This is a genomic window from Spirillospora sp. NPDC047279 (assembly GCF_040643285.1).
GTDB lineage: Bacteria > Actinomycetota > Actinomycetes > Streptosporangiales > Streptosporangiaceae > Spirillospora.
In genome coordinates this window covers 96008-122428 of the sequence record NZ_JBEYUA010000010.1, presented here as the reverse complement: position 1 = coordinate 122428, position 26421 = coordinate 96008, and the positions used below count along the sequence as shown (strand labels likewise).

Below are 26421 nucleotides of genomic sequence, written 5' to 3'. Positions count from 1 at the left end.
GGCGGCTCGATCTTGTTTGACGTGAAACACGCGCGACGGCCGCCGCCCAGGTGAGAGGGGGCGGCGGCCGCGCCGTTCGGGCCTTGCGACCCGGTGATGAGAGCCGAGCCTGCGGGCCACCGTTCAGGACTTGCGGCGGGGGAGCAGGAACGCCGGGATCAGCGCGAGGACGATCACGGCGAGCGCCCATCCGTAGGTGTGCTGGAAGGCGTCCGCGAGGGCGGGGGCCAGCTCGCGCCGGGTCGCGTCGGGCACCTGGACGCCGAGGCCGCCGACCGACGCGCCGCGCGTGGAGATCGCGTTCGTCAGCAGGACCGAGGCCACCGCGGTGCCGACGGCGCCCACCATGGTGTTGATGAGGCTGACGGTGGTGCTCGCCGCGGGCGCCTGGTCGTGGGACAGGCCGCGCGCGGCCGCCGCCATGGTCGGCATCATCGTTGTCCCGCCGCCCGCCCCCATCACCGTCGTCGCGACGATGAGCAGCCAGTACGGGGTGTCGGCGGCGAGCGCGAAGGTCAGGAGCGCGAACCCGGAGGCCGCGGCCGTGATGCCGGTCAGGACCACCTTGCCCGGCCCGAACTTGTCGGAGAGCCGCCCGGCGACCTGCATCGCGCTGCCCGAGGCCAGTGCCCCGGTGACGCCCAGGAGCCCGGCCATGGTCGCGGTCTCGCCGCGGACGATCTGGTAGTAGAGCGGCAGCAGGAGCATCGAGCCGAAATATCCGGACGCGAACAGCGCCAGCGTGCCCGAGGCGGCGGCGAACGACCGGGCGCGGAAGAGCCCGAGGTCGATCAGCGGGGCGCGGGCGGTCAGTGCCCGGGCCACGAAGGCGACGATGAGCAGGGCCCCGGCCACGATGGGCACGACCACGCCGGGGGAGCCGAAGTCATGGCGTTCGCCGCCGCTGGTCACCCCGTACAGGAGGGCGGCCAGGCCCGGCGACAACATCAGCAGGCCGGGGACGTCCAGCGGGCGGTGTGCCCGCGGCGTGTCCCGGGGAAAGATCCGCGCGGCCAGGGCGATCACCACGGCGCCGACCGGGATGTTGATGAAGAACATCCAGCGCCAGGACACCTCGTCCACCAGCCAGCCGCCCAGGACCGGCCCGCTCAGCGGCCCGACCAGGATCGCCAGGCCGAGCAGGCTCATCATCCGGCCCAGCCGTTCGGGGTCGGCGGCGCGGATGAGGATGGTCATCCCGACCGGCATGATCATGCCGCCGCCCAGGCCCTGCAGGACGCGGAACGCGATGAGCGACTCGATGTTCCAGGCCGCGCCGGCGAGCACCGAGCCCAGCGTGAAGAGCACGATCGCCGCCAGGTAGAGGCGCCGGCCGCCGAAACGCCCGGTGGCCCACGCGGTGGCGGGGATCATCGCGCCCAGGGCCAGCGAGTACCCGGTGGCCACCCACTGGACGGTCGCCAGCGGCGCGGAGAAGTCCTGGGTCAGGCGGTTGATCGCGATGTTCACGACGGTCATGTCGAACGTCGTCATGATCGAGCCGAGCACCAGGGTCAGCACGATCGCGTTCACTCGCGGCGCGGCGGCGTGGGCGGCGGCAGGTGGCGACGGTGGCGTGGATCGCGGCGGTGGTGTGGATCCGGGCGGCGGCGCGTCCGATCCGCCGTCGCGCGAGCCCGCGGAGGACGAGGCGGTCACGGTCATCTCGAGTTCCTCGAAGGGGAGGGTGAGGCCGGCCCGGCGGTGCGGCCGGGCGTCGGCGCCTCACGGGGAGCGGTGGTCAGGCGGCGTACGGCCGCTGCGCCTTGGCGTCGCGGAGCGCGTGCGCCCACCACGTCAGCTGGTCGAGCATCGTCTTCGCGGCGGCCGTGCACTCCTGCGGGTTCCGGTGCGTCCCGTCCTCCTCGAACTCGCCCCACGAGTTGTGGAAGCTGACGGTCTCGCGGATGGTGACGGCGTGCAGCTCGGCCAGGACGACCCGGAGCTGCTCCACCGCGCGCAGGCCGCCGGACATCCCGCCGTACGAGACGAAGCCGACCGGCTTGGCGTGCCACTCCCGGTTGTGCCAGTCGATCGCGTTCTTCAGCGCCGCGGGGAAGCTGTGGTTGTACTCGGGGGTGACGATCACGAACGCGTCCGCGGCGGCCATCCGGGGAGTCACCGCGGCGAGCTGCTCCTTGACGTCGCCGGAGGGTCCGCGCCCGAAGTCCGGGAACACGGTGGGCAGCGGCGTCTCGGTCAGGTCGATGACGTCCACGTCCAGCTCAGGATGCTGCGCCGCGTGCGTGGTGAACCAGTTCGTCACGGTGGGACCGAAACGTCCTTCCCGCGTGCTGCCGATGATCACTGCGAGCTTCAGGGGGGTGCCGCTCATCGTTCTCTCCTCATCCGGACTGCGTTTCTCGGGATGAGGACGACGCTAGGGATCCCGCCGCGCGCACGAATCTGTCACGTGACTGGCCTGGATGACTGACCCCTACCTGAACGCGCCGGACGGCCCGCGCGGTCTTCGCGCGGGCCGTCCGGACGTGTCTCAGCCGGCCGAAGTCTCAGCCGGCCGAAGTCTCGGGACGGTCGATGATGCGCAACCAGGTGCCGTCGGGCTGGCGGCGCGCGACCTGGACCCGGCCGCCGGTGCCGTCCGCCGGGCGCGTCGATGTCAACGCCAGGTCGCCCTGGAAGACCGTCGGCAGCGGCTCCTCGAACTCGAACCGCGGCTTGGCCGCCAGCATCTGCTCGAACACCGCCCGGATCGCCGCACGCCCCACGGTCCGGGCACCGGGCGGGAACGCGAGCACCGCGTCCTCGGCGTACAACTCGGCGAGGCCCTCGGCATCGCCCTCGTTCACCCGCCGCACGAACAACCGCGCGATCTCCTCCGGGCTACCGGCCTTCTCACGAGTCAGCGTCATGGTGATCGAACCCCTCTCAACTGTGTTCCACCCTCCACGATGCGCCCCCTCCGCCCATAAGTCCAAGACCATGTCTTTTCTGATCGTCAGAAGCCCCAGTTATGACAGGACGAGGTGGTTACCTCTTGTAACCATGAGCTTCAACAGGCACTATCTGGACATGGACGAGCTGAACGCGATGTGCCCGGACGGCGAGGGCGACTACGACGTCCTCCAGTGGGACACCCGGGAGGACTGCGAGGTCCGGCAGATCCTCGACCGGGTGGCCGACAAGTGGTCGCTCCTGGTCATCGCCCTCCTCGACCGCCGCAGCCTCCGGTTCTCCGAACTGCGCCGCGAGATCGACGGCATCAGCCAGCGCATGCTCACCGTGACGTTGCGCCAGCTCGAACGCGACGGCCTCGTCCACCGCACCGTGCACCCGGTCGTGCCGCCCCGCGTCGACTACGCCCTCACCCCGCTCGGCGCGACGCTCCACGAGACCATCCGCTCCCTGGTCACCTGGACCGAACGCCATCAGAACGAGATCGCCGCCGCCCGAGCCGCCTACGACGTCCGCATGGCCGCCGAGAAGCAGACAGCCGCCCAAGAATCCGCCGAACGCACCGCCAAAGCCCGCGCCGCCCTAACGCCCAACCCCTGACCGCCCCACTCGAACACCCACCCTTATCCACACCCTGTGGACAAGCCTCCCCCCGCCCGACGCCACCCCACCCCACTGTCTCGCGCCACCCCGTCTCGCGCGGCCAAACCGCCCGCGATACTCCCGCGTGACCCGACCCCAGCACTGCCACACCGCCCCGCTGCTCGCGCCGCCACGCCACCCCGGCCGCCACGCACCGTGCCCCGTCAACCTGTACCCGCGCTGCTCGTGCCGCCGTCCTGCTCGTGCCGTCGCGTTGCCTGCGCCGTCGCGCTACGCGCGTGACCTTGCCGCCGCGCTGCTCCACCACCACACGACCCGCGCCACTCGTACCGTCGCGCCACCACACTGCCAGCGTCGTCCAGGAAACGTTGGTGAACGCGCGCCGCCCGCGCTGCCACGCCACCTACATGGCCCGCGCCGCCGCGCTATTCGCGTGACTCTGCCGCCGCGTTGCCACACCACACGACCCGCGCCACCCGCAGCGCCCACACGACCCGCACGACCCGCGCGACTCTGCCTCCGAGACCCGCGCCACCTGTCTTCGAGGCATCCGCGCCGCTGCGTCACGCGCGTGATCCTTCCTTTGTGCTGTCACGTCACGCTGGCCGCTGGCGCATGTGGCCCCCACGCGCTGCCTTGCCACTCGCGTGATCCCGGCAGACGGGCGCGCAATGGCTGCGCGTCCCGCACCGGACCGTTCGAGGCGACGATCTGTACGTTCATACGGGTGATGCCGCGTGCCGCGCCAGCGCGAGCGGCTGGCGCGGCGTGTGGCGCGAAGGTCTGGAGGGCGCGATCGGTCTCGGGTCAGGCGGCTATGTGGCCCAGGCCTCCATCGACCTCAAGGACGGTGCCGGTCGTGAAGGTGGCGTCGAACGCGAGGTAGAGGACGGCGGCGGCGATCTCGGCGGGATCGCCGTGCCGGGACATCGGGGTCGCCTCCTCACCCGCCTTCTGGTTGGCGGCCCTCTCCTCCGCGGTGAGGCCCGCGATGCCCATGGTGGGCGTCTGGGTGAAGCCCGGGCTGACCACGTTGACGCGGATCCCGCGCGCCAGGAACTCGGCCGCGAACGACTTGGCGAACCCGCGCACGGCCGTGACCGACCCCGTGGCCACGCTTGACTGCGGGAAACCCAAACCGTCCAGGACGGCGGTGGTGAAGACGAACGACCCGCCTTCGTTCACCAGGGGCAGGAGCCGCTGGGTCGTGAAGAACGCGCCCTTGGCCTTGATGTCGAAGACGCGGTCGTAGACCTCCTCGGTGACGTCCTCGATCGGGCCGAACGTCGCGTACCCCACGTTGACGAACACCAGGTCGACCGTGCCCAGCGTCTCGGCCACGACGTCGCCCAGGGCGCCGATGTCGGCCATGCTCGCGGCGTCCGAACGTACGACGTGTGCGGCCCGGCCGGCGAGATCGGTACGTGCGCTCTCGACGTTGGCCTCGTCGCGTCCGGTGAGGAGCACCTCGGCGCCGCCGTCGAGCAGGGATCGCACGACGGCCATGCCGATGCCGTGGGTACCGCCCGTGACGACGGCCTTCTTGCCCGCGTACCTCATCGGATCTCCTTGACCAGTTCGGTGAGCACGGCGCCTTCGCCCGCGGCGATGATGTCGCGCATCGGGGTGAGCAGGTGGGTCAGCAGCGCGTCGTCGACGCCCTCGGCGCGGCTGCCCTGGGCGATGTTGACGAGCCCGACGGCCTGCATGTCGAGCGGCGACTCCTCGTCCTCGGACGGTTCGAGGACCGCGGCCATCGCCCGCAACCAGGGGATCAGCAGGGACGTCGTGAACTCGGGCGCACGCTCCGGGCCGACCATGGCGGTGGCGTGCCGGGCGCCGGCGATCGCCCCGTACATCGCCGACAGCAGCGCCAGGTCGTTCAGCGCGGCGAGCCCGGCGTCCTCGCCCACGTACACCGGCGCGGCCATGGCCGCCAGCGCCGCCTCGTACCGCTCGTACGCCGTCCCGGACCCGCTGTAGAGGACGAACGCCCCAGGCTTTCCGATCATCGAGGGCACGGCCATGATGCCGCCGTCCAGATAGGCGCCGCCTCGCGCGGTGACCCATGCGCCGGTGCGCCGCGCCTGCTCGGGCCGCCCGTTGGTCAGGTTGACGATCACGCGGTCCTTCACCATGTCGGCGTTGGGCTCCAGCAGGGCGTTCGCCGCCTCGTAGTCGAGGACGCACAGGATCACCAGATCGGAGGCCCAGATCGCATCGCCGGCGGTGGCGGCGCGGGTGGCGCCCGCCGCGACCAGGTCGTCGGCCTTGGCGGCGGTACGGTTCCACACGGTCGTCGGGTGGCCCGCGTCCAGGAACGCCCGGGCCAGCGCCCCGCCCATCGAACCCAGGCCGATCACGCTCACGGACTGCTTGTCGCTCATATGCGGATCTCCATTTCAGAAGGGATGCCGTCACTGTGCGCGGGCGCTCTCTCGATCGGCTCTCGGTCTGCTCACGGGTAACGTGATCGGCATGCGGTTCGGGGTGCTGGGCCCGCTCGCGGTGTGGGCGGCCGACGGTTCCCCCGTGCGCGTTCCCGAGGCGAAGGTCCGCATGTTGCTGGCGATCCTGCTGGTGAACGCGAGGCAGGTCGTCTCGACCGACCGGCTCGCCGAGGACCTGTGGGGCGAGGAGCCGCCCGGCAACCCGGCGGGAGCCCTCCAGAACAAGGTGTGGCACCTCCGCCGCGCCCTGGAGGCGGCCGAGCCCGGCGCCCGCGATCTTGTGGTCTCCCACCCGCCCGGCTACCTGATCAAGACCGATGAGATCGACGCCGACCACTTCGAGGCGCTGCTCTCGCGGGCCGGACGCCTGGACGACGACGCGCGCGAACGTGCGGCCCTGCTCACCGAGGCGCTCGCGCTCTGGCGCGGGCCGACGGCGTACGCGGACTTCGCGGACGAGGAGTTCGCCCGGTCCGCGATCACCAGGCTGAACGAGCAGCGGCTCGCCGCGCTGGAGGAGCAGGCCGCCGTCCGCCTAGACCTCGGCGAACACGTCCCGCTGACCGCCGAACTCGCCGACCTCGTGGCCCGCCATCCGCTCCGCGAACGCCTACGCGCCCTGCAAATGCGCGCCCTCTACCGCGCAGGCCGCCAGAGCGAGGCCCTGGCCACGTACACCGACCTCCGCGCCCGCCTCCGCGAAGACCTAGGCCTGGACCCAAGCCCCGCCCTGACCACCCTCCAACAAGCCATCCTCACCCAAACCCCCACCCCGCCCCCGAAACAAACCCCACTCCACGACGACACCCCATCCCACGACGACACCCCATCCCATGACGGCACCCCGCCCCACGACGACACCCCACCCCACGACCTCGTGCCGGACCGTGACCGCGCGCCGGGCAGCCGCGACAACGCCCAGGCCCGCAACCTCGCCCCGCGCAGCGACGACGCCCAGAATCGCAACCTCGGCCAGGACCACGGCCTCGTTCTGGACAGCGGCCCTGGCTCGGGCAAGGGTCTTGCTCCGGTGCTGCCGCGCCTACGGACGAACCTGCCCGCTGCGGTCACCGAGCTGATCGGGCGCGCGGACGAGATCGAGCACGTTCGCGGTCTCTTCTCGTCGGGCAGGCTCGTCACGCTCACCGGTCCCGGCGGCGTGGGCAAGACGCGGCTGGCGATCGAGACGGCCGCCACCATGGCCGCGCTGGCGGGCACCGACGCGGATGCCGCGCCAGCGGACGCCGACATGGACGCGGCAGCCATTGGTTCCGGGAGGAGTACCGCCTCAGCGGTCTCTGGCGTGGAGGCCGCAGCAGCAGGCTCGGGTATGGACGCCACGTCGGGGGACTTCAGCAGGGCCGCCGCAGCAGCAGCGGGCCCCGGCACGGACGTCGTCGCGGCCGGCTCGGGCGTGGAGGTTGTCTGGCTGGTCGAGCTGGCCACCCTTGAACGCGGCGCGGCGGTCGATCGGCTGACCGATCTCGTGACCACCACGCTCGGCCTGCGCGACGACGCGGCGCCCGCGGACGATCCCGCTCTGCTGATCGCCGCCGCGCTGCGGGGGCGTCGCGCGCTGCTCGTTCTCGACAACTGCGAGCACGTCATCGAACCCGCCGCTGAGCTGGTCGCGTTCCTCCTCCGAACGGTCCCCGACCTGTCCGTGCTGGCGACCGGCCAGGAGCCGCTCGGCATCGACGGCGAGCAAGTGTGGCCCGTTCAGCCGCTCGGCCTTCCCAACCTCGGCTCGGCACCGCGCGAGTCGAGCGCCGTCCGGCTGTTCCTGGCGCGGGCGAAGGCCGCGGCGCCCGACTTCGAGCTCACACCCGCCAACGAGGCGGCGGTGGTCGAGATCTGCCGCCAGCTCGACGGCATCCCGCTGGCGCTCGAACTGGCGGCGACCCGGCTGCGCGTGCTCGGGGTGACGACGTTGCGCGACCGGCTGGACGACAGGTTCCGCGTGCTCGCGTCCGGACGGCGTGGTGCCCCGCCCCGCCAGCAGACGCTCCGCGCGATGATCGACTGGAGCTGGGAACTGCTCACCGCCGCCGAACGCGCGGTGCTGCGCCGCCTGGCCGTGCACGCGGACGGCTGCACGCTGGAGGCCGCCGAGGAAGTCTGCGCTGGGAACGGTGTGGCGACCGTCGACGTCCTGGACCTGCTGGCCAGGCTGGTCGACCGCTCGCTGGTCTTCGTCGTCGAACGTCCGGACGCCGAGAGCGCCGGCGGCCCGCGTTACCGGCTGTTGGAGTCCGTGGCCGCCTACTGTCAGGACAAGCTCCGGGAAGCCGGTGAGTCCGACGAGGTCAGGCGGCGGCACGACGCCTACTACGTCGCGCTGGCCGAACGCGCCGCAGATCATCTGCGCGGCCATCACCAGCGCGAATGGCTCGAACGGCTCGACGCCGAGGCGGCGGGGCTGCGCGCCGCGCTCCAAAGCTCCGCCCACCGCGGCGATGCCGACCTCGCGCTCCGCCTGGTCAATGCCCTCGCCTGGTACTGGTTCCTGCGAGGCCGGCTCAGCGAAGCGAACCGTTCCCTCACCCTCGCCCTAACCACCAGCCCCACACCACCCCTGCCCGAACGCCCCCAACCCCCCGCCTCCGAGACGGCCGCGTTCGAGGCGGCCGCGTCCGAGGCGCTCGCGTCCGAGATGCCCGCGTTCGAGTTCGAGAACGAGGCGCTCGCGGCCAAGGCCGCCGCGTCTGTGATGCCCGTGCTTGAGGCGCCTGCGTCCGAGGCCCCGACGTCTGCGGTGGCGGCTGGCGGGGTGGGGTTGTTGCGGGCTGAGGCGACGATCTGGCGGATCGCTCTTGGCGTTCAGGCTGGAGAAGTTCCGCCGTCCGCGGAGCGGCTGGACGCCGCGCTTGCTCTCTTCGCGAACGAGGACATGAACGCTGGCGAGGATGCTGACGAGGACGAGGACGAGGACGTTACTGAGGGAGAGAAGGTCAACGGGGGTGCGTGGGTTCGGGCTCGTGGTGAGTGGCTGCTTGGGTTTGCGCTCTTTGGCTACGGTGACGTCTCGGTCAGTGAGGATCTGGTGGGGCGTGCTCTGATCGGGTTTCGCACGGTCGGTGATCGTTGGGGGATCGCGGCGGCTCTCAGCATGCGGGCGCGTCAGGCTGTGCTGCGGGGCGACTTCGCCGCCGCGACGCGGCAGGCGTCCGAGAGTGCCGCGCTCTTCGAGGAGGTCGGCGATCGCTGGGAGCAGCTGGGCGTCAGCGATGCCCTGGGTGCGGTCGCCGAGGTCGCCGGTGACTACGAGCAAGCCGAGAACCTGCATCGGGACGGGTTGCAGGCCGCCGAAGAGCTGCGGCTCTGGCCCGAGGTCTCGCGCCGCCTGACCCGACTCGGCCGGATCGCGCTCCTCGACCACGACTACGAGACGTCCGCCGACCTGCACGAACGGGCACGGCGGCTGGCCGCCGAGCAGTCGGACGAGTCGGCCGAGGAGTTCGCCGAGATCGGGCTCGGCCTGGTGGCGCGGCGGCAGGGCAGGCTCGACGCCGCCGAGGGGCACCTGCTGCGCTGGCTCGAATGGTGCAGGCAGCGGGGCGGTCACCACGGCGTCGCGCTCATCCTCGCCGAGCTGGGCTTCGTCGCCGAGCAACGCGGCGACGCCGCGGCGGCGATGAAGCTCCACCGGGAGGGGCTCGGCACCGCGCGCAAGACCGGCGACCCCAGGGCGGTCGCGCTCGCGATGGAGGGGCTGGCCGGCGCGCACGCGCTCGCCGGCGACCATAGCGAAGCGGCCCGCTCGCTCGGTGCCGCCCACGCGCTGCGCGAGTCCGTCGGCACGCCGCTGCCCCCGGCCGAACGCGGGGACGTCGAACGCGTCACCCTCGCCGTACGCGACGCGCTCGGGTCCGCCGCCTTCACCGCCGCGTTCACGGACGGCGCACGAAGTCCGCGACCAGCGTGACGAACTCGGCGGGCTTCTCGATCGGCGCGACATGCCCGCAGTCGATCTCGGCGTACGCGCTGCCGGCGATCGCCGCGTGCAGCCCGCGCGCGTTCTCCACCGGGACGGTCGCGTCCCGGGTACACCCGATCACCAGCGTCTCGGCGCGCACCAGCGGCAGCAGTTCGCGGACGTCCAGGCGCAGGTTGAGGTCGAGCTGCCGCAGGACGCCCGGCGTCGGCCGCATGTACGCGGCGTTCTGCTCGACGGCCTCCCGCCCGATGGAGTTGAGGAACGCGCCGCTGAACGCGGTGAGCGTCGCGAATCGGCCGAACGCGGGCGGGTTGTCGGCGATCTCCCGCCACACGGTCATCATGGTGCGCAGGTACTCGTCGTCCAGGTGACTCCAGCCCGCGGCCAGCACCAGCCGCCGCACCAGTTCGGGCCGCGTCGCCGCGACCGCCGCGGCGATGGGGGCGCCGAGCGAGAAGCCCAGCAGGTCCACCGGTGCCGCCCCGGAGTCCTCGATCACCGCCGCGACCTGCGCGGCGAGCGCCTCCACGGTCAGGTCGCCGCCGTCGTCCTCGGCCTTCTCGCTGCCCGCCACGTCCGGCAGGATCACGGTGTTGCGGTCGCTGAACTCGCCCACCAGCCCGTCCCACATGGACGAACCCGGCCCGGTGCCGTGGAGCAGCACCAGCCCCTGGCCGGTGCCCTCCGCCCGGTATTCCACCCGGGCCCTTCCAACGGTGATCGCGGGCATGTCCTCGTCCCTTCTCCTCAACGTTCGATCACCGACGACGCTGCCAGCGTCCGGTGCCGCTGAGGAGCGGAGCGTTCTGGCTAGGACCGGCAGCCCTGGGCTGCGCGCCCGGATCAGTTCCCGGGCGAGGCGACGGGCCGCCGGTCCGGAGGCTCCCGCCTGGCCTGGAGCGCGCGAGTGTTTGACGTGAAACCAGAGCGGCTAGGTGCCGGTGAGGCGCCAGAGAGAGGTCACCTCGGCGGCGCGGGCCTCGTGGAGGGGGTCGTTCGCGTCGGCGGCGCGAGGATGGCGGGGCTTGACGTCCAGGCGGTCCACCACGTCGAGGCCGGCGTCCGCGATCAGGGCGAGCAGGTCGTCGCGGGTCCGCAGGCCCAGGTGTTCGGCCAGGTCGGAGAGGATCAGCCAGCCCTCGCCGCCCGGTTCCAGATGGTCGGACAGTCGGCCGAGGAAGCCGCGCAACATCCGCCCGTCCGGGTCGTACACCGCGTACTCCAGCGGCGAACTCGGACGGGCGGGCAGCCACGGCGGGTTGCAGACCACCAGCGGGGCACGGCGGCCCGGCGGGAAGAGGTCCGCCTCGACCACGTCCACCCGATCGGCCAGCCCGAGCCTGGTCACGTTGTCCCGCGCGCATGCCAGGGCGCGCGAGTCCTGGTCGGTGGCCACGACGCGGCCGACGCCGCGCCGGGCGAGCACCGCCGCCAGCACCCCGGTACCGGTCCCGATGTCGAACGCGAGGTCGCCCGGCGGCAGCGGCGCCTCCGCGACCAGGTCCACGTACTCGCCCCTGACCGGTGAGAACACGCCGTAGTGCGGATGGATCCGGTCGCCGCCGAGCGCCGGGATCGGCACGCCCTTCTTGCGCCACTCGTGCGCGCCGATCAGCCCCTGCAACTCGCGCAGCGAGGTCACGTAGGGTTCGCCGGCCGGACCGTGGGCCTCCGTGCAGGCCTGCACGACGTCCGGTGCCCGCCGCAGCGCGATCACGTGCCCGGCGTCGACCTGGATCAGGAGCATCCCGAGCGTGCGCGCACGCTGCGCCTGCGCCTGCCTGTGCAGGTGGAACGCCTGCACCTGGGACGGCTCGGGCGCGGACCGCCGGCGCCGCCCGGCCCTGCGCGGCGTCCGATCGGCTCGGCGGATCATGGCCTGGAGCAGTTGCCGCGCGTTCTGGAAGTCGCCGCGCCACAGCAGCGCCGTGCCTTCGCAGGCCAGCCGGTACGCGTCGTCCGCCGTGGTGGCGTCGTCGGCGATCACGACGCGGCGGGGAGGCGCCGCGCCGCTCTCCGAACGCCAGCGCGCCGAACGCGGAGCCCCGTCCTCGGTCCACTCGACGACCGCGTTCATGCGGCTCCGACCAGGTCGGAACTCGAACGGCGGGTCGAGGACGCGGCGAGGTCGGCGAGCTTGCCCTCGTCCACCGAACCGGGCTCCGCCGCGTACATCATCAGCCGGCTCAGGTCGGGATCGCCGGGCAGGTGCAGGGTCTCGAACGGCAGCACCAGCGCCCCGACGCGCGGGTGCGTGATCCGCGCCTCCCCGTGCGTCAGGTCGACGACCCGGTGCTCGTCCCAGAGCCGCCGGAAGTCGCCGCCGCGCTCCAGCATCTCGTCGATCAGCATGCGCAGCCGCCGGTCATCCGGATCCTGGCCCGCCCGGAACCGCAGGTGAGCGACGTTGCGGCAGGCGACCGCCTCCCAGTTGCCGCCCAGCCGTTCCCGGTAGCCGGCGTTGAGGTGGATCTGGTGCGTCCAGGTCCGCTCCTCCGGCGTCACCTCGGCCAGGTCGACGAAGATCTCCGCGGTGAGACGGTTCCACGCGACCACGTTCGTGTAGTGCCCGACGACGTACGCCGGGGCGTGCGTGATCGAGTCGAGCAGATGCTGGAGCGGCGGACGCAGCCGGGGCGGACCTCCGCGGTGGCCGATGCGCGGCGGATGCGCCAGCCGGTGCAGGTGGTCACGTTCGTCGCCGCCGAGCCGCAGCGCCCGCGAGATCGCGTCGAGGATCTCAGCGGACACGTTGTCGGCGTTGCCCTGCTCGAGCCGGACGTAGTAGGCGACGCTCACCCCGGCGAGCTGGGCCAGCTCCTCCCGCCGCAACCCCGGCACCCGCCGCCGCCCACCGTACGAGCGCAGGCCCGCCTCATCAGGTCGCAGCCGAGCCCGCCGAGACCTGAGGAATTCCCCCAGCTCGTTCCCCTCCGCCATAAACACCGAGCGTAGCCCCACCCGCGACCCGCCCCCGCCCCCGCCCGGCAGCGGGTGGTGGCTGCTACTGGTGGCTGCCACTGGTGGTGGTAGGCACGGCGGGCGTACGAACGAGCGGGGGCTGGGTGGGTGGTCCGCGGCGGCCGATCTTGGGGGCATGACGACTTTGACCGATGTCGCGGCGACACCCGCCGCGACCCACCGGATGACCTCACGGCAGCGGCTGGTTCTGGTGCTGCTGCTCGGCGTGCAGTTCATGCTCGCCATCGACTTCTCGATCCTGAACGTGGCGTTGCCGGTCGTCGGCGAGGGGCTGGGCTTCGGGCTCGACTCGCTGCAGTGGATCGCGACCGCGTTCGCACTGCCCGCCGCGGGCTTCACGCTTCTCTTCGGCCGCGTCGCGGACCTGTTCGGCCGCCGTCGCATGCTGCTCGCCGGGATGGCGCTGCTGGCCGTGGGCTCGCTGCTGGGCGGGCTGGCCACGTCCCCGGCGCTGCTGCTCACGGGACGCGTCCTGCAGGGCCTGGCGACGGCGATCGCCACCCCGGCCGCGCTGTCGTTGATCACGACCTCGTTCACGGAGGGGCCGCTGCGCAACCGGGCGCTGGGCCTCAGCGGGGCCCTGATGTCGGCCGGGTTCACCACGGGCGCGGTGCTCGGAGGGGTGCTCACGGACCTGCTGAGCTGGCGCTGGGCCTTCCTGATCAACGTTCCGATCGCCGTGTTCGTGCTGGTGGTGGCGCCGCTCGTGATCACGGAGGCCAGGTCGGCGACCGGGGCGGCGCGGGGTGGCCGGCTGGACGTTCCCGGCGCGATCACCGTGACCGGCGGGCTGCTCGCCCTCGTGTACGGGATCACGGCGGCGGGCGAGCGGGGCTGGTCCGATCCGTTCGCGCTCGGGGCCCTCGTTCTCGCGGCCGTTCTCCTCGCGGCGTTCTGGTTCGCCGAACGCCGCGCACCCGCCCCGCTGGTGCCGCTGCGCGTGCTCGCCAAGCGCACGGTGACCTGGGGGAACGTGGGCGGCTTCATCGCGTTCGCCACCGAGACCTCGCTGGTCTTCCTGATGACGCTCTACCTCCAGCAGGTGCTGGGGTTCTCCGCGCTCGCCACCGGGCTCGCGCTGGGCGTTCTCGGCGCGGGCACGTTCGCGGGCGGTGTCGCCGCGCCGCGCATCATGACCCGCCTGGGCGGCCGCTGGACGCTGGCGGCCGGGCTCGCGCTCCAGGCCGTGGCCACCGCCACGCTGCTCGGCCTCGGCACGTCCCGCGACGGGCTGGCGCTGATGCTGATCGCGACCGCCGTCGGCGGGTTCGGCAACCTCGTGGCGATCGTGGCGTTCATGGGCATCGCCACCTCCGGCCTGCCCGATCACGAACAGGGGCTGGCCACCGGCCTCGCCACCATGACCCAGCAGGTCGCCATCACCCTGGGCATCCCGGTGATGAGCGCCGTCCTCACCGCGGCGCACGGTGGCGGCATCCTCGGCGGCATCCACGCCGCGACCGCCGTCAACGCCGCCCTGACCCTCACCGGCGCCGTGCTGGCAGCCGTGTTCCTCCGCCGCCCCGCCACGACCGGCGCCACGCCCGGCGCCGAGGACTGACACCGCCATGGATCTCGAACTGAACGACGAGGCGGTCAAGACCACCGGTGCCGCCGATGCCGCTGCACGCGCACTGGCCGGCACGGACGGGGTCCGGGTGGCGTCGGTGATGGCGCCGGGGGCCGGCGCCGGGGTGCGGGTGCCCGTTCGCATCTATCAGGCGGACGGGGCGCCGCGCGGGTGGCTGGTGTGGGCGCACGGCGGCAGTTGGACGGCGGGCTCGGCGGCCGGCTGGCATCACGCGACCGCCGACCTGGCCCGTGCGGCCTCGGCCACCGTGGTCAGCGTCGACTACCGGCTGGCGCCCGAGCACCCGCACCCGGCGGCGCTCCTGGACGTGCTGGCCGCCATGGACCTCGCGCTCGCCCTGACCGACGGCCCGATCTCGGTGGGCGGCGACAGCGCGGGCGCCACGCTGGCCGCCGCGGCGGCTCTGGCCTGGCGGGACCTCGGCAGGCCGCGGCTGGCCGCGCAGGTACTGGCCTACCCGCCGATCGACCCGGCGGCGCGGGCCGCCTCGTACCACCGTGCCCCCCACGCCCACCCGAGCCGGGCCGGCCTGATGGCGGCCTGGCGGGCCTACCGGGGAACGGGCGAACGGCATCCGGCCCTCACCCACGCCACGCCCTGGTACAGCACGCCCGCCGAGGCCGACGACCTCGGCGGGCTCGCCCCGGCGATCCTCGCCGTGGGCACCGCCGACCCGGTCGCCGACGACGTACGCGGCTACGCGCGCCGGCTGCGCGAGGCCGGGAACGCCGTCACCTTCCGGGAGTTCGCCGGGGCCCGCCATGGGGTGTTCCTCGTCGAGCCCGGGATGCGCCGCTGGCTGGCCGCCACCTACGCCCTCACCTACGAACGGAGCACGTCATGAGCACCACCAGCGAGCTGCTGCGGCACTTCGCCGACCTGCGGGACGGCACGCACGGCGGCGCGGTGTCCCGGCGGGAGAAGGAACGCCTCTTCCGTGAGGCCTCAGAACTGATCGACCCGTACGCGCGGACCGCCCTGCGAGAGATCGACTCGGAGCTCCTCGACGGCACCGGAACGATCGCCGCCACGGGTCCCGGGCGTTCGCCCGACGGCGGTGTCCACAGCGTGTGGACACTGAGCTGGCCGGAGCAGCGCGCCGGCGGCGTCGAGCCGATCACGATCATGGCGTTCTACGGGGCGGGGTTCCACCATCCGCACCTGCGCGGCGCGACGCTCGGCGACTGGCCGCTCAACGTCTTCACGCCCGAGCAGGCCGCCGCCGCGCTGCCCACGTTCCGCGCCATCGTGGCCGCCGACCTGCACAATCTCGTCTTCCAGCGCGACTACCGGATCGTGCCCGCCGTCATGCGTGACCAGGGTGGCTGACCGGTATTGACGCCCGGATAGTGCCCGGTCGGTGATCTCCGGCGCCGGAGGGTGATGTCGGATTCTCGCTAGTGGAAGCCGCCTGCCTCGGTAATGCTGGAGGCATGCATGAGGATGTCGAGCGGTGCGTACGGGCCGTGCAATCCAAGGACGCGCGCTTTGACGGGTGGTTCTTCACCGGGGTCGTGACCACGGGGATCTACTGCCGGCCGAGCTGCCCCGTCGTCCCGCCCAAGCCCGCCAACATGCGCTTCTACCCGAGCGCGGCGGCCGCTCAGCAGGCCGGGTTCCGCGCCTGCAAGCGCTGCCGCCCCGACGCGAGCCCCGGCTCGCCCCAGTGGAACGAGCGCGCCGACGTCGTCGCCCGCGCGATGCGGCTCATCGCCGACGGCGTGGTCGACCGCGACGGCGTGCCCGGGCTCGCCTCCCGCCTCGGCTACAGCACCCGCCAGATCGAACGCCAGCTCCAGGCCGAGCTGGGCGCCGGGCCGCTCGCCCTCGCCAGGGCACAGCGGGCCCAGACGGCTCGGCTGCTGATCGAGACGAGCGCGCTGCCGATGAGCGACGTGGCGTTCGCCGCCGGGTTCGCCAGCATCCGCGCGTTCAACGACACCGTGCGCGAGGTCTTCGCGCTCACCCCGAGCCGGCTGCGCGACCGCGTCGCCCGGGGCCGTCCCGCCGCGGAGCCGGCCGCCGCGGGGGAGTCGGTCGCCACCCTGACGCTGCGGCTGCCGTTCCGCGCCCCGCTCTGCCCCGACAACCTCTTCGGCCACCTGGCCGCGACCGCCGTGCCGGGCGTGGAGGAATGGCGGGACGGCGCGTACCGGCGGACGCTGCGGCTGCCGAACGGGTACGGCATCGCCACCCTGCGCCCGCTGCCCGACCACGTGGCCTGCACGTTGTCGCTCACCGACGTCCGCGACCTGACCATCGCGATCAGCCGGTGCCGCCGCATGCTCGACCTGGACGCCGACCCGGTCGCCGTCGACGACCTGCTGAGCACCGACGCGGTGCTCGCACCGCTGGTCGGCAAGGCGCCCGGCCGCCGCGTGCCGCGCACCGTCGACGCCGCCGAATTCGCCGTCCGCGCGGTGCTCGGCCAGCAGGTGTCCACGGCCGCCGCGCGCACGCACGCCGCCCGCCTGGTCACCGCCCACGGCGAACCGGTCACCGACCCCGAAGGCGGCGGCCTGACCCGTCTGTTCCCCGACCCGGCGGCGCTGGCGGAGCTGGACCCGGCCGCGCTGGCGTTCCCGCAGTCCCGGCGTACGACCCTGACCACGCTGGTCGCCGCCCTGGCGGCGGACGAGATCGACCTCGGCGTCGGCAGCGACTGGGCCGCCGCCCGCGCCCGGCTCGCCGCGCTGCCCGGCGTCGGGCCGTGGACGGTCGAGACGATCGCCATGCGGGCGCTCGGCGACCCCGACGCCTTCATCCCCGGCGACCTCGGCGTCCGCGCGGCGGCCCGCGACCTGGGCCTGCCCGCGACGCCCGCCGCCCTGACCGAACGTTCCGCCGCCTGGCGCCCCTGGCGCGCCTACGCCGTCCAGTACCTGTGGGCGACCGGCGACCATGCCATCAACCGGCTCCCCGCCGCCTGAACGCGAGAGGATCGACGACGATGTCACACCGCACGCACACCGTCATGGAGAGCCCGTACGGGCCGCTGACCCTGGTGGCCACCGACGGCGTGCTCTCCGGGCTCTACATGAACCTCCAGCGGCACCGCCCCCAGGAGGAGACCTTCGGCGACCGTGAGCCCGACAGCGGCGCCGTGCCGTTCGGCCCGGTGGTCGAGCAGCTCACCGCCTACTTCGCGGGCGAGCTGACCACGTTCGAGGTGCCGCTCGCGATGCGGGGAACGCCCTTCCAGCAGACGGTGTGGGCGGCCCTCCAGGAGATCCCGTACGGCGAGACGATCTCGTACGGCCGGCTGGCGGAACGTATCGGCAACCCCGCCGCCTCGCGGGCCGTGGGCCTTGCCAACGGCAAGAATCCGATCAGCATCATCGTCCCGTGCCACCGCGTCGTGGGCTCCACCGGAAGCCTCACCGGCTACGGCGGCGGCGTGGAGCGCAAGCGGCGCCTGCTCGACTTCGAGAACGGCGTCCGGGCCGAGTCCGGCTCCGCCGCCTCAGCCACCCTCTTCTAGAACGGCCCGGTGCCGAGGCGGGTGGCGCGCCGGTGAGCGAAGGCCGCCAGGGCGAACAGGATGCCCCCGGCCAGGAACCAGGGTTCGTACAGGAACGTGACGAAACGCTCCTCCGCGGTCAGCTCGCCGGCCGTCCGTTCCCCCGCCGCCAGCGCCACCCAGTCGATCATGGTCGGCAGCGCGTGCACGACCATGAGGACGGCCGCCGCCCAGGCGCCGGTCAGCAACGTCCGGCGGCGGAAACGCCCGCCCCACGGCCTGGTCAACGCGAGCGCCAGAGCGGCCGCCGCGAACGACACCGGGATGGCGATCACGTCGATGACCAGCAGCGCCGTGCTGTCGAAGATCGACTGTCCGGAGGGCAGGCCGGCCCGTCCACCGGCCAGCCAGTAGACGTGGACGAGCGCGAACAGCACACCCCAGCCGGCGGCGGCGTACGCGGCTCCCGTCCGCAGGCGGGAACGGCCCGTCCCACCCCTGTGGACGACGTTGTGGCGGGTGGGATCGATCACTCTGGTGGTCATGGCGTCAAGCGTCGCGGCGGCGGAGGAACGGCGCTTCCCCCGGCGGAGCGGGCCGGGTCCCCCGTACGGGTGAATCGGGCGCGTCCGGTTTTGTCCCTGGCTGCGATTAACGTTCGTGTTGCACGCGAGAGGTGAGGGGACGGTCATGGTGGAGTTCCGAGTCGAACGGCAGAAGCTCGCCGAGGCCGTGGGCTGGGCGGCGCGCACCCTGCCGAGCCGGCCCGCGCTGCCCGTGCTGGCCGGGATGCTCATCGAGGCGACCGAAGACGGCGGGCTCGTGCTCGCCGGTTTCGACTACGAGGTCTCGGCCAAGGCCCGGATCGACGCCGACGTCGCCGAGCCTGGGCGCGTCCTGGTGCCGGGCCGCCTGCTCTCCGACATCGTGCGCAACCTTCCTCCACAGCCTGTGGATTTCGCCACCAAGGGCTCGGAGGTCGTGGTCCGCTGCGGCAGCGCCGAGTTCGGGCTGCAGATCATGCCGGTCGAGGACTACCCGACGCTGCCGTCCCCGCCCGCCCGCGCGGGCACCGTGCCCGGCGACGTCTTCGCCGAGGCGGTCGCGCAGGTCACGCCCGCCGCGGGGCGCGACGACACCCTCCCCATGTTGACCGGCGTGCGGCTCGATCTCGAGGACGACACGATGTGGCTCGCCTGCACCGACCGCTACCGGATCGCCGCCCGCGAGCTCACCTGGTCGCCGTCGGAGTCCGGCTTCGAGGCCGGGATCGTGGTCCCCGCCAAGACGCTCGCCGACACCGCCAAGGCGATCCGCCAGGGCGACGAGGTGGTCGTCGACCTGGCCGGCGCCGCCGACACCCTGGTGGGCGTCGAGAGCGGCGGCCGCAGCATGACCACCCGCCTGCTGGACGACCAGTACATCAACTACCGCAGCCGGCTCCGCGGCGACTGGACCACCGAGGCCCGCGTCCGGACGGCGCCGTTCGTCGAGGCGCTCAAGCGCGTCGCGCTGGTCACCGAACGCAACACCCCGGTCCGGCTCGCCTTCTCCGCCGAAGAGGTGCAGATCAGGGCCGCGTCCGGCGATTCCGCCCGTGCCAACGAGTCTCAGTCGGTACGCATGACCGGCAACGAGATCGACATCGCGTTCAGCCCGCAGTACCTCCTCGACGGGCTCGCCGGCATCCGCACCGAGTGGGCCCGCCTGCAGTGCACCGGCCCGACCAAGCCCGCGCTCCTCACCGGCATCCCCGACCGCGACGCGGACGACGAGAACGCGGGCGACCCCCAGGACACCACCGAGGACACCGGCTTCCGCTACCTCCTCATGCCCATCCGCCTCAACAACTGACCATCCCCAGGGGCCTGCAAGCCGCAGTTCACACCTGCCGCGCCTGCCTGCTACGCGCCTGCCGACGGGTCGCGTCTGCGGGCTTGCTCGCGGACCGCGCGTGAGAGGCCGGGGAGTGTCTCGAAGTCGGCGCCCGTGGCGAGCGGCGTCCAGGTGCGTGCCTGGGCGTCGCGGAGTAGGGCGGTCGACGTTGAGAGACGCCCTAGTTGTCGGTTGATTGGGCGCTGATGGCGGAGTCGCTGTCGACCTGGCCGGTGCGTACGACCTGGTGGGAGCCCACCAGGCAGACGCCGTCGGGGGTCGCGGTCGAGGCCAGCCAGACCGTGGTGGCGCCGTTGGGCCGGGGGACGGCGGTGACCGTCCACCGGTGCCCGTCGTAGTGGGCGAGCTCGCCCTCGCCGCCCGCGACCCAGACGTCGTCGGGGGCGGAGGCGGCGACGGTGTTGGCCGCCGTCACGGGGGCCTTGACGCGCTTCCACCTGCGGCCGTTCCAGTGCAGGACGCGGTCGCGGCCCACCGCCCAGGCCTGGTCGGGCGCCACGGCCGTCACGTCGGTGAGCGGGAAGCGGGTCGCCGGCGCGGGGACGCGCGTCCAGGCCTGGCCGTCGAAGTGCATGATCAGGCTGGACCGGTCGTCGGCGCCGACCGCCCAGACGTCGCCGGCCGCGAGGGCCGAGACGGCGAGCAGCTTGCCCTTGGGGATCTCGGGCATGGCCGCCGGGAGCCAGTCCGTGCCGGTCCAGTGGAGGGCGACGGTGCCCGCGACGCCCCAGGGAAAGCCGTGCCCGACGGCCCAGGCCTCGCCGCCGGCCGCGGTCACGTCGGTGAGGACGTAGCCGGTGGCGGGCTCCGGGGTGTCGGCGGCCGACCAGGACGAGCCGTTCCAGTGCCTGATGAGCGGGACCTCGGCGCCGCGCAGCCGGTCGTACCCGCCGCCCACCGCGATGGCCCGCACCGGGCCCGAGGTCAGTGCGACGCCCTGGACGCCTGCGCCGATCAGCGCGGCGTCGGGCTCGGGGCCGCTCGGTACCGTCCAGGCGGCGCCGTCCCAGCGGGCCAGCAGCGGCTGCTGGCCCGCGTGGCCCGCCACCCAGATCTCGGCGGGCGACGCGGCCGCGACGCCCGAAAGCAGGTGTGGTGCCTCGACGACCGGTGAGGCGAGCGTTCGCCAGGTGGCCCCGCCGGGGAGCACCATCACCGCGCTTTTCACACCGGCGCGATCATGGCTCTCTCGTCGGTTCACCGCTTATGGCCCCTTTGGGAGAGATGGCATGTCTCGTGCCGGATCATCGACCGGAGACGGGTGGCTTGACAAGCGTCCGGACGAACCTGCAACGAATGAGTGGTGAGGGCTCGTTCCAGCGTGCCCCGCCATGCGCGGTCACGGATCCAGTACGGCGAGGGTGAAGCGCACGTCAGCGGCCGTTTCGTTGCCGTACGCATGTGGTCGGTCACCCACGAACACCGCGGCCGTTTCGGCCTCGAGGACGGTGCGGTGACCGTCCACGTCCAGTGTGAGCCTGCCGTGCCGTACGTGGATGAGTTCCTTCGTGCCAGGGATGTGCGCCTCGCTCTCCCTGACCTCTCCGGGTTTGAGCGTCCAGTCCCATAGTTCCAGGGACGGCCGCGGATCGCTGCCCGCTAGGAGAGTTCCGCTGCCGCCGTCCGGGCCGCGCCACAACACCACGTGCCGGTCGACGGGGAACAGCCGGATGAGAGGCTCCTCCCGTACCTGGACGAGGTGGGTCAGCGAGACGCCGAGCGCGTCGGCGACCCGGATCAGCGTGCTCAGGTTGGGGTTGCCGCGGCCCTGTTCGAGGCCGACCAGGACGCCCTTGCTGACCCCGGCGCGGGCCGCGAGCTCGTCGAGGCTCCAGCCGTGCCGGGCGCGCAGGGAGCGCACGGTCCTGGCGACCGCCTCGCCGATCAGTTCCTGCTCGCTCACGCCGGCCTCCCGTCCCGCCCAGGTTAGAGCCCGCCGGCAGTCGGTCGTTATAGTGGTATCAAGAGTGCATTAAAATGACCGTGTCGGAACGGCCGGACGGCGGCTGCCGCACCGAGGAGGGACGCCCCATGCTGGATCAGATCATCGTCGACCAGGCCGTACGCGAGCTGCGTCCCGACTTCGCCGTCCTGGCCATGACCGCGGAGGGCCTGGTGAACGGCCCGAGCGACGACGTGGCGGCGGGCTGGCTGGCCACCGCGGCCGAACGTGCCCCCGACGCCGACACCGACCCGCACGTGCTCGCCTGGCGGGAGGCCTATCAGGCGTTCGGCGCCAAGCCCAAGCGGACCAAGCCCTCCGTCGACGCCCTGATCCGGCGGGCCGACGCGCTGCCCGTGATCAACAAGGTCGTGGACGCCTACAACGCGGTCAGCGTGGAGTACGTGCTGCCGATCGGCGGCGAGGACCTGGACGGCTACCGCGGCCCCGCCCGCCTCGTCCGCGCGACCGGCGACGAGACGTTCGACGTGATCGCGAGCGGCGAGCCCGCCGTCGAGCACCCCGCCGCGGGCGAGGTCGTGTGGCGCGACGACGACGGCGTCACCTGCCGGCGGTGGAACTGGCGGCAGTGCGTCCGCACCCGGGTCACCGAGGACACCAAGAACGTGCTCTTCCTGCTCGAACGCCTCGAGCCGTACCCCCTCGACCGCCTGCGCGAGGCCGGCGACGACCTGGCCGCCCGGCTGCGCACCATCTCCCCAGGCGTACGGATCCAGAGGCGGCTGATCGGATGGTGACCGCGCTCGCCCTGAGCGCGGCCCTGGCCTACGGCGTCGCCGACTTCCTCGGCGGCGCCGTCGCGCGGCGGTCGACCGCCCTCCGCGCCCTCCTCTGGTGCGTGCCCACCGGCCTGGCCCTCGTGCTGGCCGGCACCCTGCTGACCGGCGGCACCCCTGACACACGCTCCCTCGCCTGGGGTCTCGGCGCCGGCCTCGCGGGCGGCACCGGCCTCATGACGTTCTACCGAGCGCTCGCCAAGGGCCCGATGAGCGTGGTCGCGCCCGTCTCCGCGCTCACCGCCTCGCTGCTGCCGGTCGTCGTCGGCGTCCTGCGCGGCGAACGGCTCGACACCGCCGTCATGCTCGGCGTCGCCCTGTGCCTCGTCGCCATCGGCCTGGTCAGCATGGAGGAGGGACGTCCGGAGGCGGCCGACGTCCAGGCCACCGGCCTGCGCCGCCACCTCGACAGCGGCCCGGTCATGGCGGCCGTGTCGGGCGCCTGTTTCGGGATCTTCTTCATCCTCCTCAAGGAGGCCGGCGACGGCGCCGGTCTCTGGCCGCTCGTCGCCGCGAGACTCGGCAACCTGCTGGTCGTCGTCGCCGCGTTCGTCGTCCTCTTCCGCCTGCGCGGCGGCGACACCGGCCCCAAGGTGTCGGGCCGCGTCCTCATCACGCTCGCCCTGATCTCCGGCGCGCTCGACGCGGGCGCCAACGTGCTCTACTTCCTCGCCGTCCGCGACGGCCTGCTCAGCCTGGCGGCCGTGCTGACCTCGCTCTACCCGGCCGTCACCGTCCTGATGGCGAGGATCGCCTACAGCGAGCGCCTCCGCACGGTCCAGCAACTCGGACTCGCCCTCGCCGCCGCCGGAGTCGCGCTCGTGACCGTCGGCTGACCACGCCTGACTCGGACATCTGACAGTGGACCGCCGGTTTTTGCGACACATCACGCCACTTGTTGGGCCAAATCGCTACAAATACGCTCAGGCCGTCCTGACCCGGGTCATCCGCAGTTAAGGCCCAGAGGAGGCCCCCGCAATGCTGCGACGACAAGGCGTGCGAGCCCTGATCGGTGCCACCGCCGTCACCCTCACCCTGACCATCGCCCCAGCGGCCAACTCCGCCGCGGCGCTGGCCACGACCCTCTACTACGACGACAGCCAGGCGGCCGAGTTCAAGAGCGCGGTGGCCGCCGGCGCCCAGGCCTGGAACTCCAGCGTCACCAACGTCCGGATCACGAAGGCCCCCGCCGGCCGGCGGGCCGAGATCGTGGTCATCGCCGACAACGGCTGGCCGCGCGCCAACCTCGGCCCGGTCCGCCCCGGCGGCCGCGTCACGATCTGGTTCGGCCGCCAGGCCGTCCAGCAGGGCTACAACCCCACCCGGATCGCCTCGCACGAGATGGGACACAGCCTCGGCCTGCCCGACCGCAAGCCCGGCCCGTGCTCCTCCCTCATGTCCGGCTCGACCGGCGGCGTCTCCTGCACCAACGCCCTCCCCAACGCCACCGAAAGGGCTGGAGTCGACCGCAACTACGCCGGCACCACCGTCCCCGCCACCCGCACCGGAAGCGTCCTCGTAGACGCCCCCTGACCGTGAGCCCGTGGGCGGGGACCGCGTTCCCCGCCCACGGCCCTCACCCGACCCCCAAGGCGCGCCGGCGACCCCCGCACGGCCCCTCTCTTCCGGCCCCTCGCACCCGGCGACCAGGGCTACTCCGGACCGCTCCCACCCCGCAACCTCAAGGCGCCCGCGCCGTACCGAACGCCGACCAGCGCTCGCCCCCGCGGCACCTCGACCGCCGACCGGCGCCACCACGATCAGGTCCCGCTCCGCGGCCTCAAAGGCACGTCGCACGCCGACCACGCCCACGACGGGTCCCGTTCCGCGACCTCGCGGGAGTACCGCGCAGCGCCATGCCCCGACGCGGGCCACCGCTCAGGCGCGGCATCTCGAACGCGCGGTGGTCAGCTGGGTGGGCCCGGGGGGAGATTGTGGGGGCGGCAGGCGCGGTGGCTGCTGGCGGGCTCCGGAACGTCGCGGCGGATCAGGTGGTCGGTGCCGTAGCCGCGCCGCTGCTGGAAGACCCAGTAGGACTTGTGGGAGCGGCTCGTCCACTTCTCGAAGATCATCACTTCGCGCTTGCCGTCGCCGCCGGTGGCGTTGACGATCAGGTCGCCGGGCTCCAGCCGCGACGCGGGGATGACGCGGCAGTACGACGCCAGCAGGCTCGCCGAGTTGGGGCCCGGCTTCGGCAGGCGGAGCGCCATGGACGCGTAGCCCGAGCCGTCCGTTCGGTAGCCCTGGTAGCTGGCCGCCTGGTCGTACGGGATCCGGTTGGCGGTGCGCGGCTTCCAGGTGCGGGCACGTGCGAGGGCGTGGTTGCGGGAGATGTTCGCGACGGGTTTCTTGACGGTGGCCGGTGAGACGCTCTGCGGCACGCTGGTGGACGAGCGCGGCTGCGGCTCCTCCGTTTTCAACGCCGCGCCCAGCGCCGTTCCCCCGGTCGCGCCCACCACGACGCCCACGGCGATGACGAGGGACGTACGGCGGCGCGAACCCGCCTTGGCGGGTGCCGACGCCTGCGGTGCGGCCTCGACGGGGGCGGGCTCCGGCTCAGGTGAACGTCTCGCCTGGTCCGCCACCTCCCAGAGCACTTCGAGGCGGCGCTGGTCGGCGCCGCACAGGGCGGCGAGCGAGGTGACCGAGTCGAGCGGGATCCAGGTCTCGCCGCTCAGCCACCGTCCCCAGGACGATCGGCTCGCGTGCGTCTTGCGTTCGAGGGCGCGCAGGTCATAGCCCGCCTCCTCCTTCAGCGTGCGCAGCTCGGTGAGCAGGACGCGTACGGCCTCCGGCAGGTCTTCGCGCAATGGAGCCGGTGGTCGGCTTCGGCTCATCCGTTCACTCCCGAGGTCACGAGGGCGCGGCTACGGCCGCACACACTATGCCGCGTGACAGCCAATGGGGCGGCGGAATACACAAGATCACACTGTGTTATTCACTCCTAACGAATTGTGACGTCAGGGGTCCTTGGAATAGTGATTTCCTGTCCCACTCCTGTCCCACGAGACCTACGTCTCTGCTGGTCAGCGCGGTGAACGTGTCTCCATGTCCCAACTTCCAGTCGTTTCGGGGCGAGGTGCTGCGAGTCCTCCATAAAGTCTGCCGGGTCGATCGATGACGAGCCCATTCGGCGCCACCGAAGGCGCAATTCCGCAATCTGTGACGGAGGACATTCATGGCTGCTCCCCGAGCCATTCTCATCGGAGTCACCTCGATGGCACTCGCCGGCGGTACGGCGTTCGCCGTGTACGGGGCGACCGCGGACACCAAGCCGTCCGGTGCGGCGCCGGTCGCCCAGACCGCGACCAACCAGACCGTGGCGGCCGCCGCGGTCCCGAAGGTCACCCGCGCGCAGGTCATCTCCCGCGCCAAGACCTGGCACCCCCACACCAGCAAGCGGGTGCGCTACAGCCAGAACCGCACCCACGGCGGCTACCGCACCGACTGCTCCGGCTACGCGTCCATGACGCTGCGGCTCCCCAAGCCCGGGCCGAACACCGTCGGCCTGGCCTCGAAGACGTACAGCACCCGCATCAAGATGTCCCAGTTGAAGAAGGGTGACCTCGTCATCGACGCGATCGGGAGCAACACCACCCGGCACGTCGTCATCTTCGAGAAGTGGGCCAACAGCAAGCACACCGCCTACTGGGCGTACGAGCAGCGCGGCGGCTACGGCACCGACTACCGCAAGCGCACGTACGGCCTGGCCAAGGGCAGCCAGTACAAGGCGCACCGCCCGAAGAACATTCGCTGACCACTCTGGTGCACGAGAACGCCCCGGTGTCTCCCCCTCGCCCCGGGGCGTTCTCGCCTTTCCGGCCCCAAGAACCCCCCAACCCGCACA

Annotated in this window: 24 protein-coding genes; 12 read left to right on the top strand and 12 right to left on the bottom strand. The window is 72.6% G+C overall.

The genetic code is table 11. The features are described from left to right. Positions 1–123 precede the first annotated feature (123 nt). From ABZ810_RS25750 to ABZ810_RS25740, 3 genes are all read right to left on the bottom strand, one after another. Positions 124–1665, bottom strand: a complete 1542-nt coding sequence (locus ABZ810_RS25750) for a DHA2 family efflux MFS transporter permease subunit (RefSeq protein ID WP_358407316.1) — start codon at positions 1663–1665, stop codon at positions 124–126. Between the two features lie 76 nt (positions 1666–1741). After that, the gene (locus ABZ810_RS25745; RefSeq protein ID WP_358407313.1) at positions 1742–2335 is read right to left on the bottom strand and encodes an NAD(P)H-dependent oxidoreductase; all 594 of its coding nucleotides are present in this window, start codon (positions 2333–2335) and stop codon (positions 1742–1744) included. Positions 2336–2510: 175 nt separating this feature from the next. Next, a complete protein-coding gene (locus ABZ810_RS25740; RefSeq protein ID WP_358407310.1) occupies positions 2511–2873 on the bottom strand; it encodes a nuclear transport factor 2 family protein in 363 nt (120 codons plus the stop codon). Between the two features lie 133 nt (positions 2874–3006). Here ABZ810_RS25740 and ABZ810_RS25735 point away from each other — a divergent pair, with 133 nt between their 5' ends. Then, on the top strand, positions 3007–3516 hold the full coding sequence (locus ABZ810_RS25735; protein WP_358407308.1) for a helix-turn-helix domain-containing protein: 510 nt from the start codon (positions 3007–3009) through the stop codon (positions 3514–3516). 810 nt (positions 3517–4326) lie between these two features. Here the strand turns inward: ABZ810_RS25735 and ABZ810_RS25730 are convergent. Next, positions 4327–5079 carry an SDR family oxidoreductase gene (locus tag ABZ810_RS25730; protein WP_358407305.1) on the bottom strand — a complete coding sequence of 251 codons (753 nt, stop codon included), beginning with the start codon at positions 5077–5079 and terminating at the stop codon, positions 4327–4329. Further along, on the bottom strand, positions 5076–5906 hold the full coding sequence (locus tag ABZ810_RS25725; RefSeq protein WP_358407302.1) for an NAD(P)-binding domain-containing protein: 831 nt from the start codon (positions 5904–5906) through the stop codon (positions 5076–5078). The genes ABZ810_RS25730 and ABZ810_RS25725 overlap by 4 nt, the downstream gene beginning before the upstream one ends. Positions 5907–5997: 91 nt before the next feature. Here ABZ810_RS25725 and ABZ810_RS25720 point away from each other — a divergent pair, with 91 nt between their 5' ends. After that, on the top strand, positions 5998–9894 hold the full coding sequence (locus ABZ810_RS25720) for a BTAD domain-containing putative transcriptional regulator (RefSeq protein WP_358407299.1): 3897 nt from the start codon (positions 5998–6000) through the stop codon (positions 9892–9894). Here the strand turns inward: ABZ810_RS25720 and ABZ810_RS25715 are convergent. The 3 genes from ABZ810_RS25715 to ABZ810_RS25705 form a co-directional block, all read right to left on the bottom strand. Then, positions 9860–10636, bottom strand: coding sequence for an alpha/beta hydrolase (locus ABZ810_RS25715; RefSeq protein WP_358407297.1), 777 nt, complete (start codon positions 10634–10636; stop codon positions 9860–9862). The genes ABZ810_RS25720 and ABZ810_RS25715 overlap by 35 nt on opposite strands. 201 nt (positions 10637–10837) lie before the next feature. Further along, complete coding sequence (locus tag ABZ810_RS25710; RefSeq protein WP_358407294.1) at positions 10838–11983, bottom strand: class I SAM-dependent methyltransferase; 1146 nt, start codon at positions 11981–11983, stop codon at positions 10838–10840. Further along, entirely contained in the window at positions 11980–12846 is an 867-nt protein-coding gene (locus tag ABZ810_RS25705; protein ID WP_358407293.1) for a helix-turn-helix transcriptional regulator, read from the bottom strand. Before ABZ810_RS25705 ends, ABZ810_RS25710 begins: the two co-directional genes overlap by 4 nt. Before the next feature lie 157 nt (positions 12847–13003). Between ABZ810_RS25705 and ABZ810_RS25700 the strand changes: the two genes are divergently transcribed. From ABZ810_RS25700 to ABZ810_RS25680, 5 genes are all read left to right on the top strand, one after another. After that, positions 13004–14449 carry an MFS transporter gene (locus tag ABZ810_RS25700; protein WP_358407290.1) on the top strand — a complete coding sequence of 482 codons (1446 nt, stop codon included), beginning with the start codon at positions 13004–13006 and terminating at the stop codon, positions 14447–14449. Between the two features lie 7 nt (positions 14450–14456). After that, positions 14457–15323 carry an alpha/beta hydrolase fold domain-containing protein gene (locus ABZ810_RS25695; protein WP_358407288.1) on the top strand — a complete coding sequence of 289 codons (867 nt, stop codon included), beginning with the start codon at positions 14457–14459 and terminating at the stop codon, positions 15321–15323. After that, complete coding sequence (locus ABZ810_RS25690; protein WP_358407286.1) at positions 15320–15808, top strand: hypothetical protein; 489 nt, start codon at positions 15320–15322, stop codon at positions 15806–15808. Before ABZ810_RS25695 ends, ABZ810_RS25690 begins: the two co-directional genes overlap by 4 nt. A 104-nt stretch (positions 15809–15912) precedes the next feature. Continuing rightward, positions 15913–17409 (top strand): AlkA N-terminal domain-containing protein, encoded by a 1497-nt coding sequence (locus ABZ810_RS25685; protein ID WP_358407284.1) that lies wholly within the window; start codon positions 15913–15915, stop codon positions 17407–17409. 20 nt (positions 17410–17429) lie between these two features. Beyond that, complete coding sequence (locus ABZ810_RS25680; RefSeq protein ID WP_358407282.1) at positions 17430–17960, top strand: methylated-DNA--[protein]-cysteine S-methyltransferase; 531 nt, start codon at positions 17430–17432, stop codon at positions 17958–17960. Here the strand turns inward: ABZ810_RS25680 and ABZ810_RS25675 are convergent. Next, positions 17957–18484, bottom strand: a complete 528-nt coding sequence (locus ABZ810_RS25675) for a DUF3995 domain-containing protein (protein WP_358407279.1) — start codon at positions 18482–18484, stop codon at positions 17957–17959. The genes ABZ810_RS25680 and ABZ810_RS25675 overlap by 4 nt on opposite strands. 145 nt (positions 18485–18629) lie before the next feature. On the opposite strand from ABZ810_RS25675, the gene dnaN reads away from it, so the two are divergent. Continuing rightward, the gene (gene dnaN / locus ABZ810_RS25670) at positions 18630–19793 is read left to right on the top strand and encodes a DNA polymerase III subunit beta (RefSeq protein WP_358407278.1); all 1164 of its coding nucleotides are present in this window, start codon (positions 18630–18632) and stop codon (positions 19791–19793) included. A gap of 202 nt (positions 19794–19995) precedes the next feature. Here the strand turns inward: dnaN and ABZ810_RS25665 are convergent, their stop codons facing one another. Together ABZ810_RS25665 and ABZ810_RS25660 are read right to left on the bottom strand one after the other, a co-directional pair. After that, positions 19996–21003, bottom strand: coding sequence for a hypothetical protein (locus ABZ810_RS25665; RefSeq protein ID WP_358407275.1), 1008 nt, complete (start codon positions 21001–21003; stop codon positions 19996–19998). A gap of 171 nt (positions 21004–21174) precedes the next feature. Further along, on the bottom strand, positions 21175–21738 hold the full coding sequence (locus ABZ810_RS25660) for a helix-turn-helix domain-containing protein (RefSeq protein ID WP_358407272.1): 564 nt from the start codon (positions 21736–21738) through the stop codon (positions 21175–21177). A gap of 128 nt (positions 21739–21866) precedes the next feature. On the opposite strand from ABZ810_RS25660, the gene ABZ810_RS25655 reads away from it, so the two are divergent. From ABZ810_RS25655 to ABZ810_RS25645, 3 genes are all read left to right on the top strand, one after another. Then, entirely contained in the window at positions 21867–22535 is a 669-nt protein-coding gene (locus ABZ810_RS25655) for a phenylalanine--tRNA ligase beta subunit-related protein (RefSeq protein WP_358407270.1), read from the top strand. After that, positions 22529–23410, top strand: coding sequence for an EamA family transporter (locus ABZ810_RS25650; RefSeq protein WP_358407267.1), 882 nt, complete (start codon positions 22529–22531; stop codon positions 23408–23410). Before ABZ810_RS25655 ends, ABZ810_RS25650 begins: the two co-directional genes overlap by 7 nt. Positions 23411–23552: 142 nt before the next feature. Continuing rightward, positions 23553–24107, top strand: coding sequence for a snapalysin family zinc-dependent metalloprotease (locus ABZ810_RS25645; RefSeq protein WP_358407265.1), 555 nt, complete (start codon positions 23553–23555; stop codon positions 24105–24107). Between the two features lie 374 nt (positions 24108–24481). Here ABZ810_RS25645 and ABZ810_RS25640 read toward each other — a convergent pair whose 3' ends face one another. Then, positions 24482–25411 carry a helix-turn-helix transcriptional regulator gene (locus ABZ810_RS25640; protein ID WP_358407263.1) on the bottom strand — a complete coding sequence of 310 codons (930 nt, stop codon included), beginning with the start codon at positions 25409–25411 and terminating at the stop codon, positions 24482–24484. A gap of 341 nt (positions 25412–25752) precedes the next feature. On the opposite strand from ABZ810_RS25640, the gene ABZ810_RS25635 reads away from it, so the two are divergent. Further along, a complete protein-coding gene (locus tag ABZ810_RS25635; RefSeq protein WP_358407260.1) occupies positions 25753–26331 on the top strand; it encodes a hypothetical protein in 579 nt (192 codons plus the stop codon). Positions 26332–26421 lie beyond the last annotated feature (90 nt).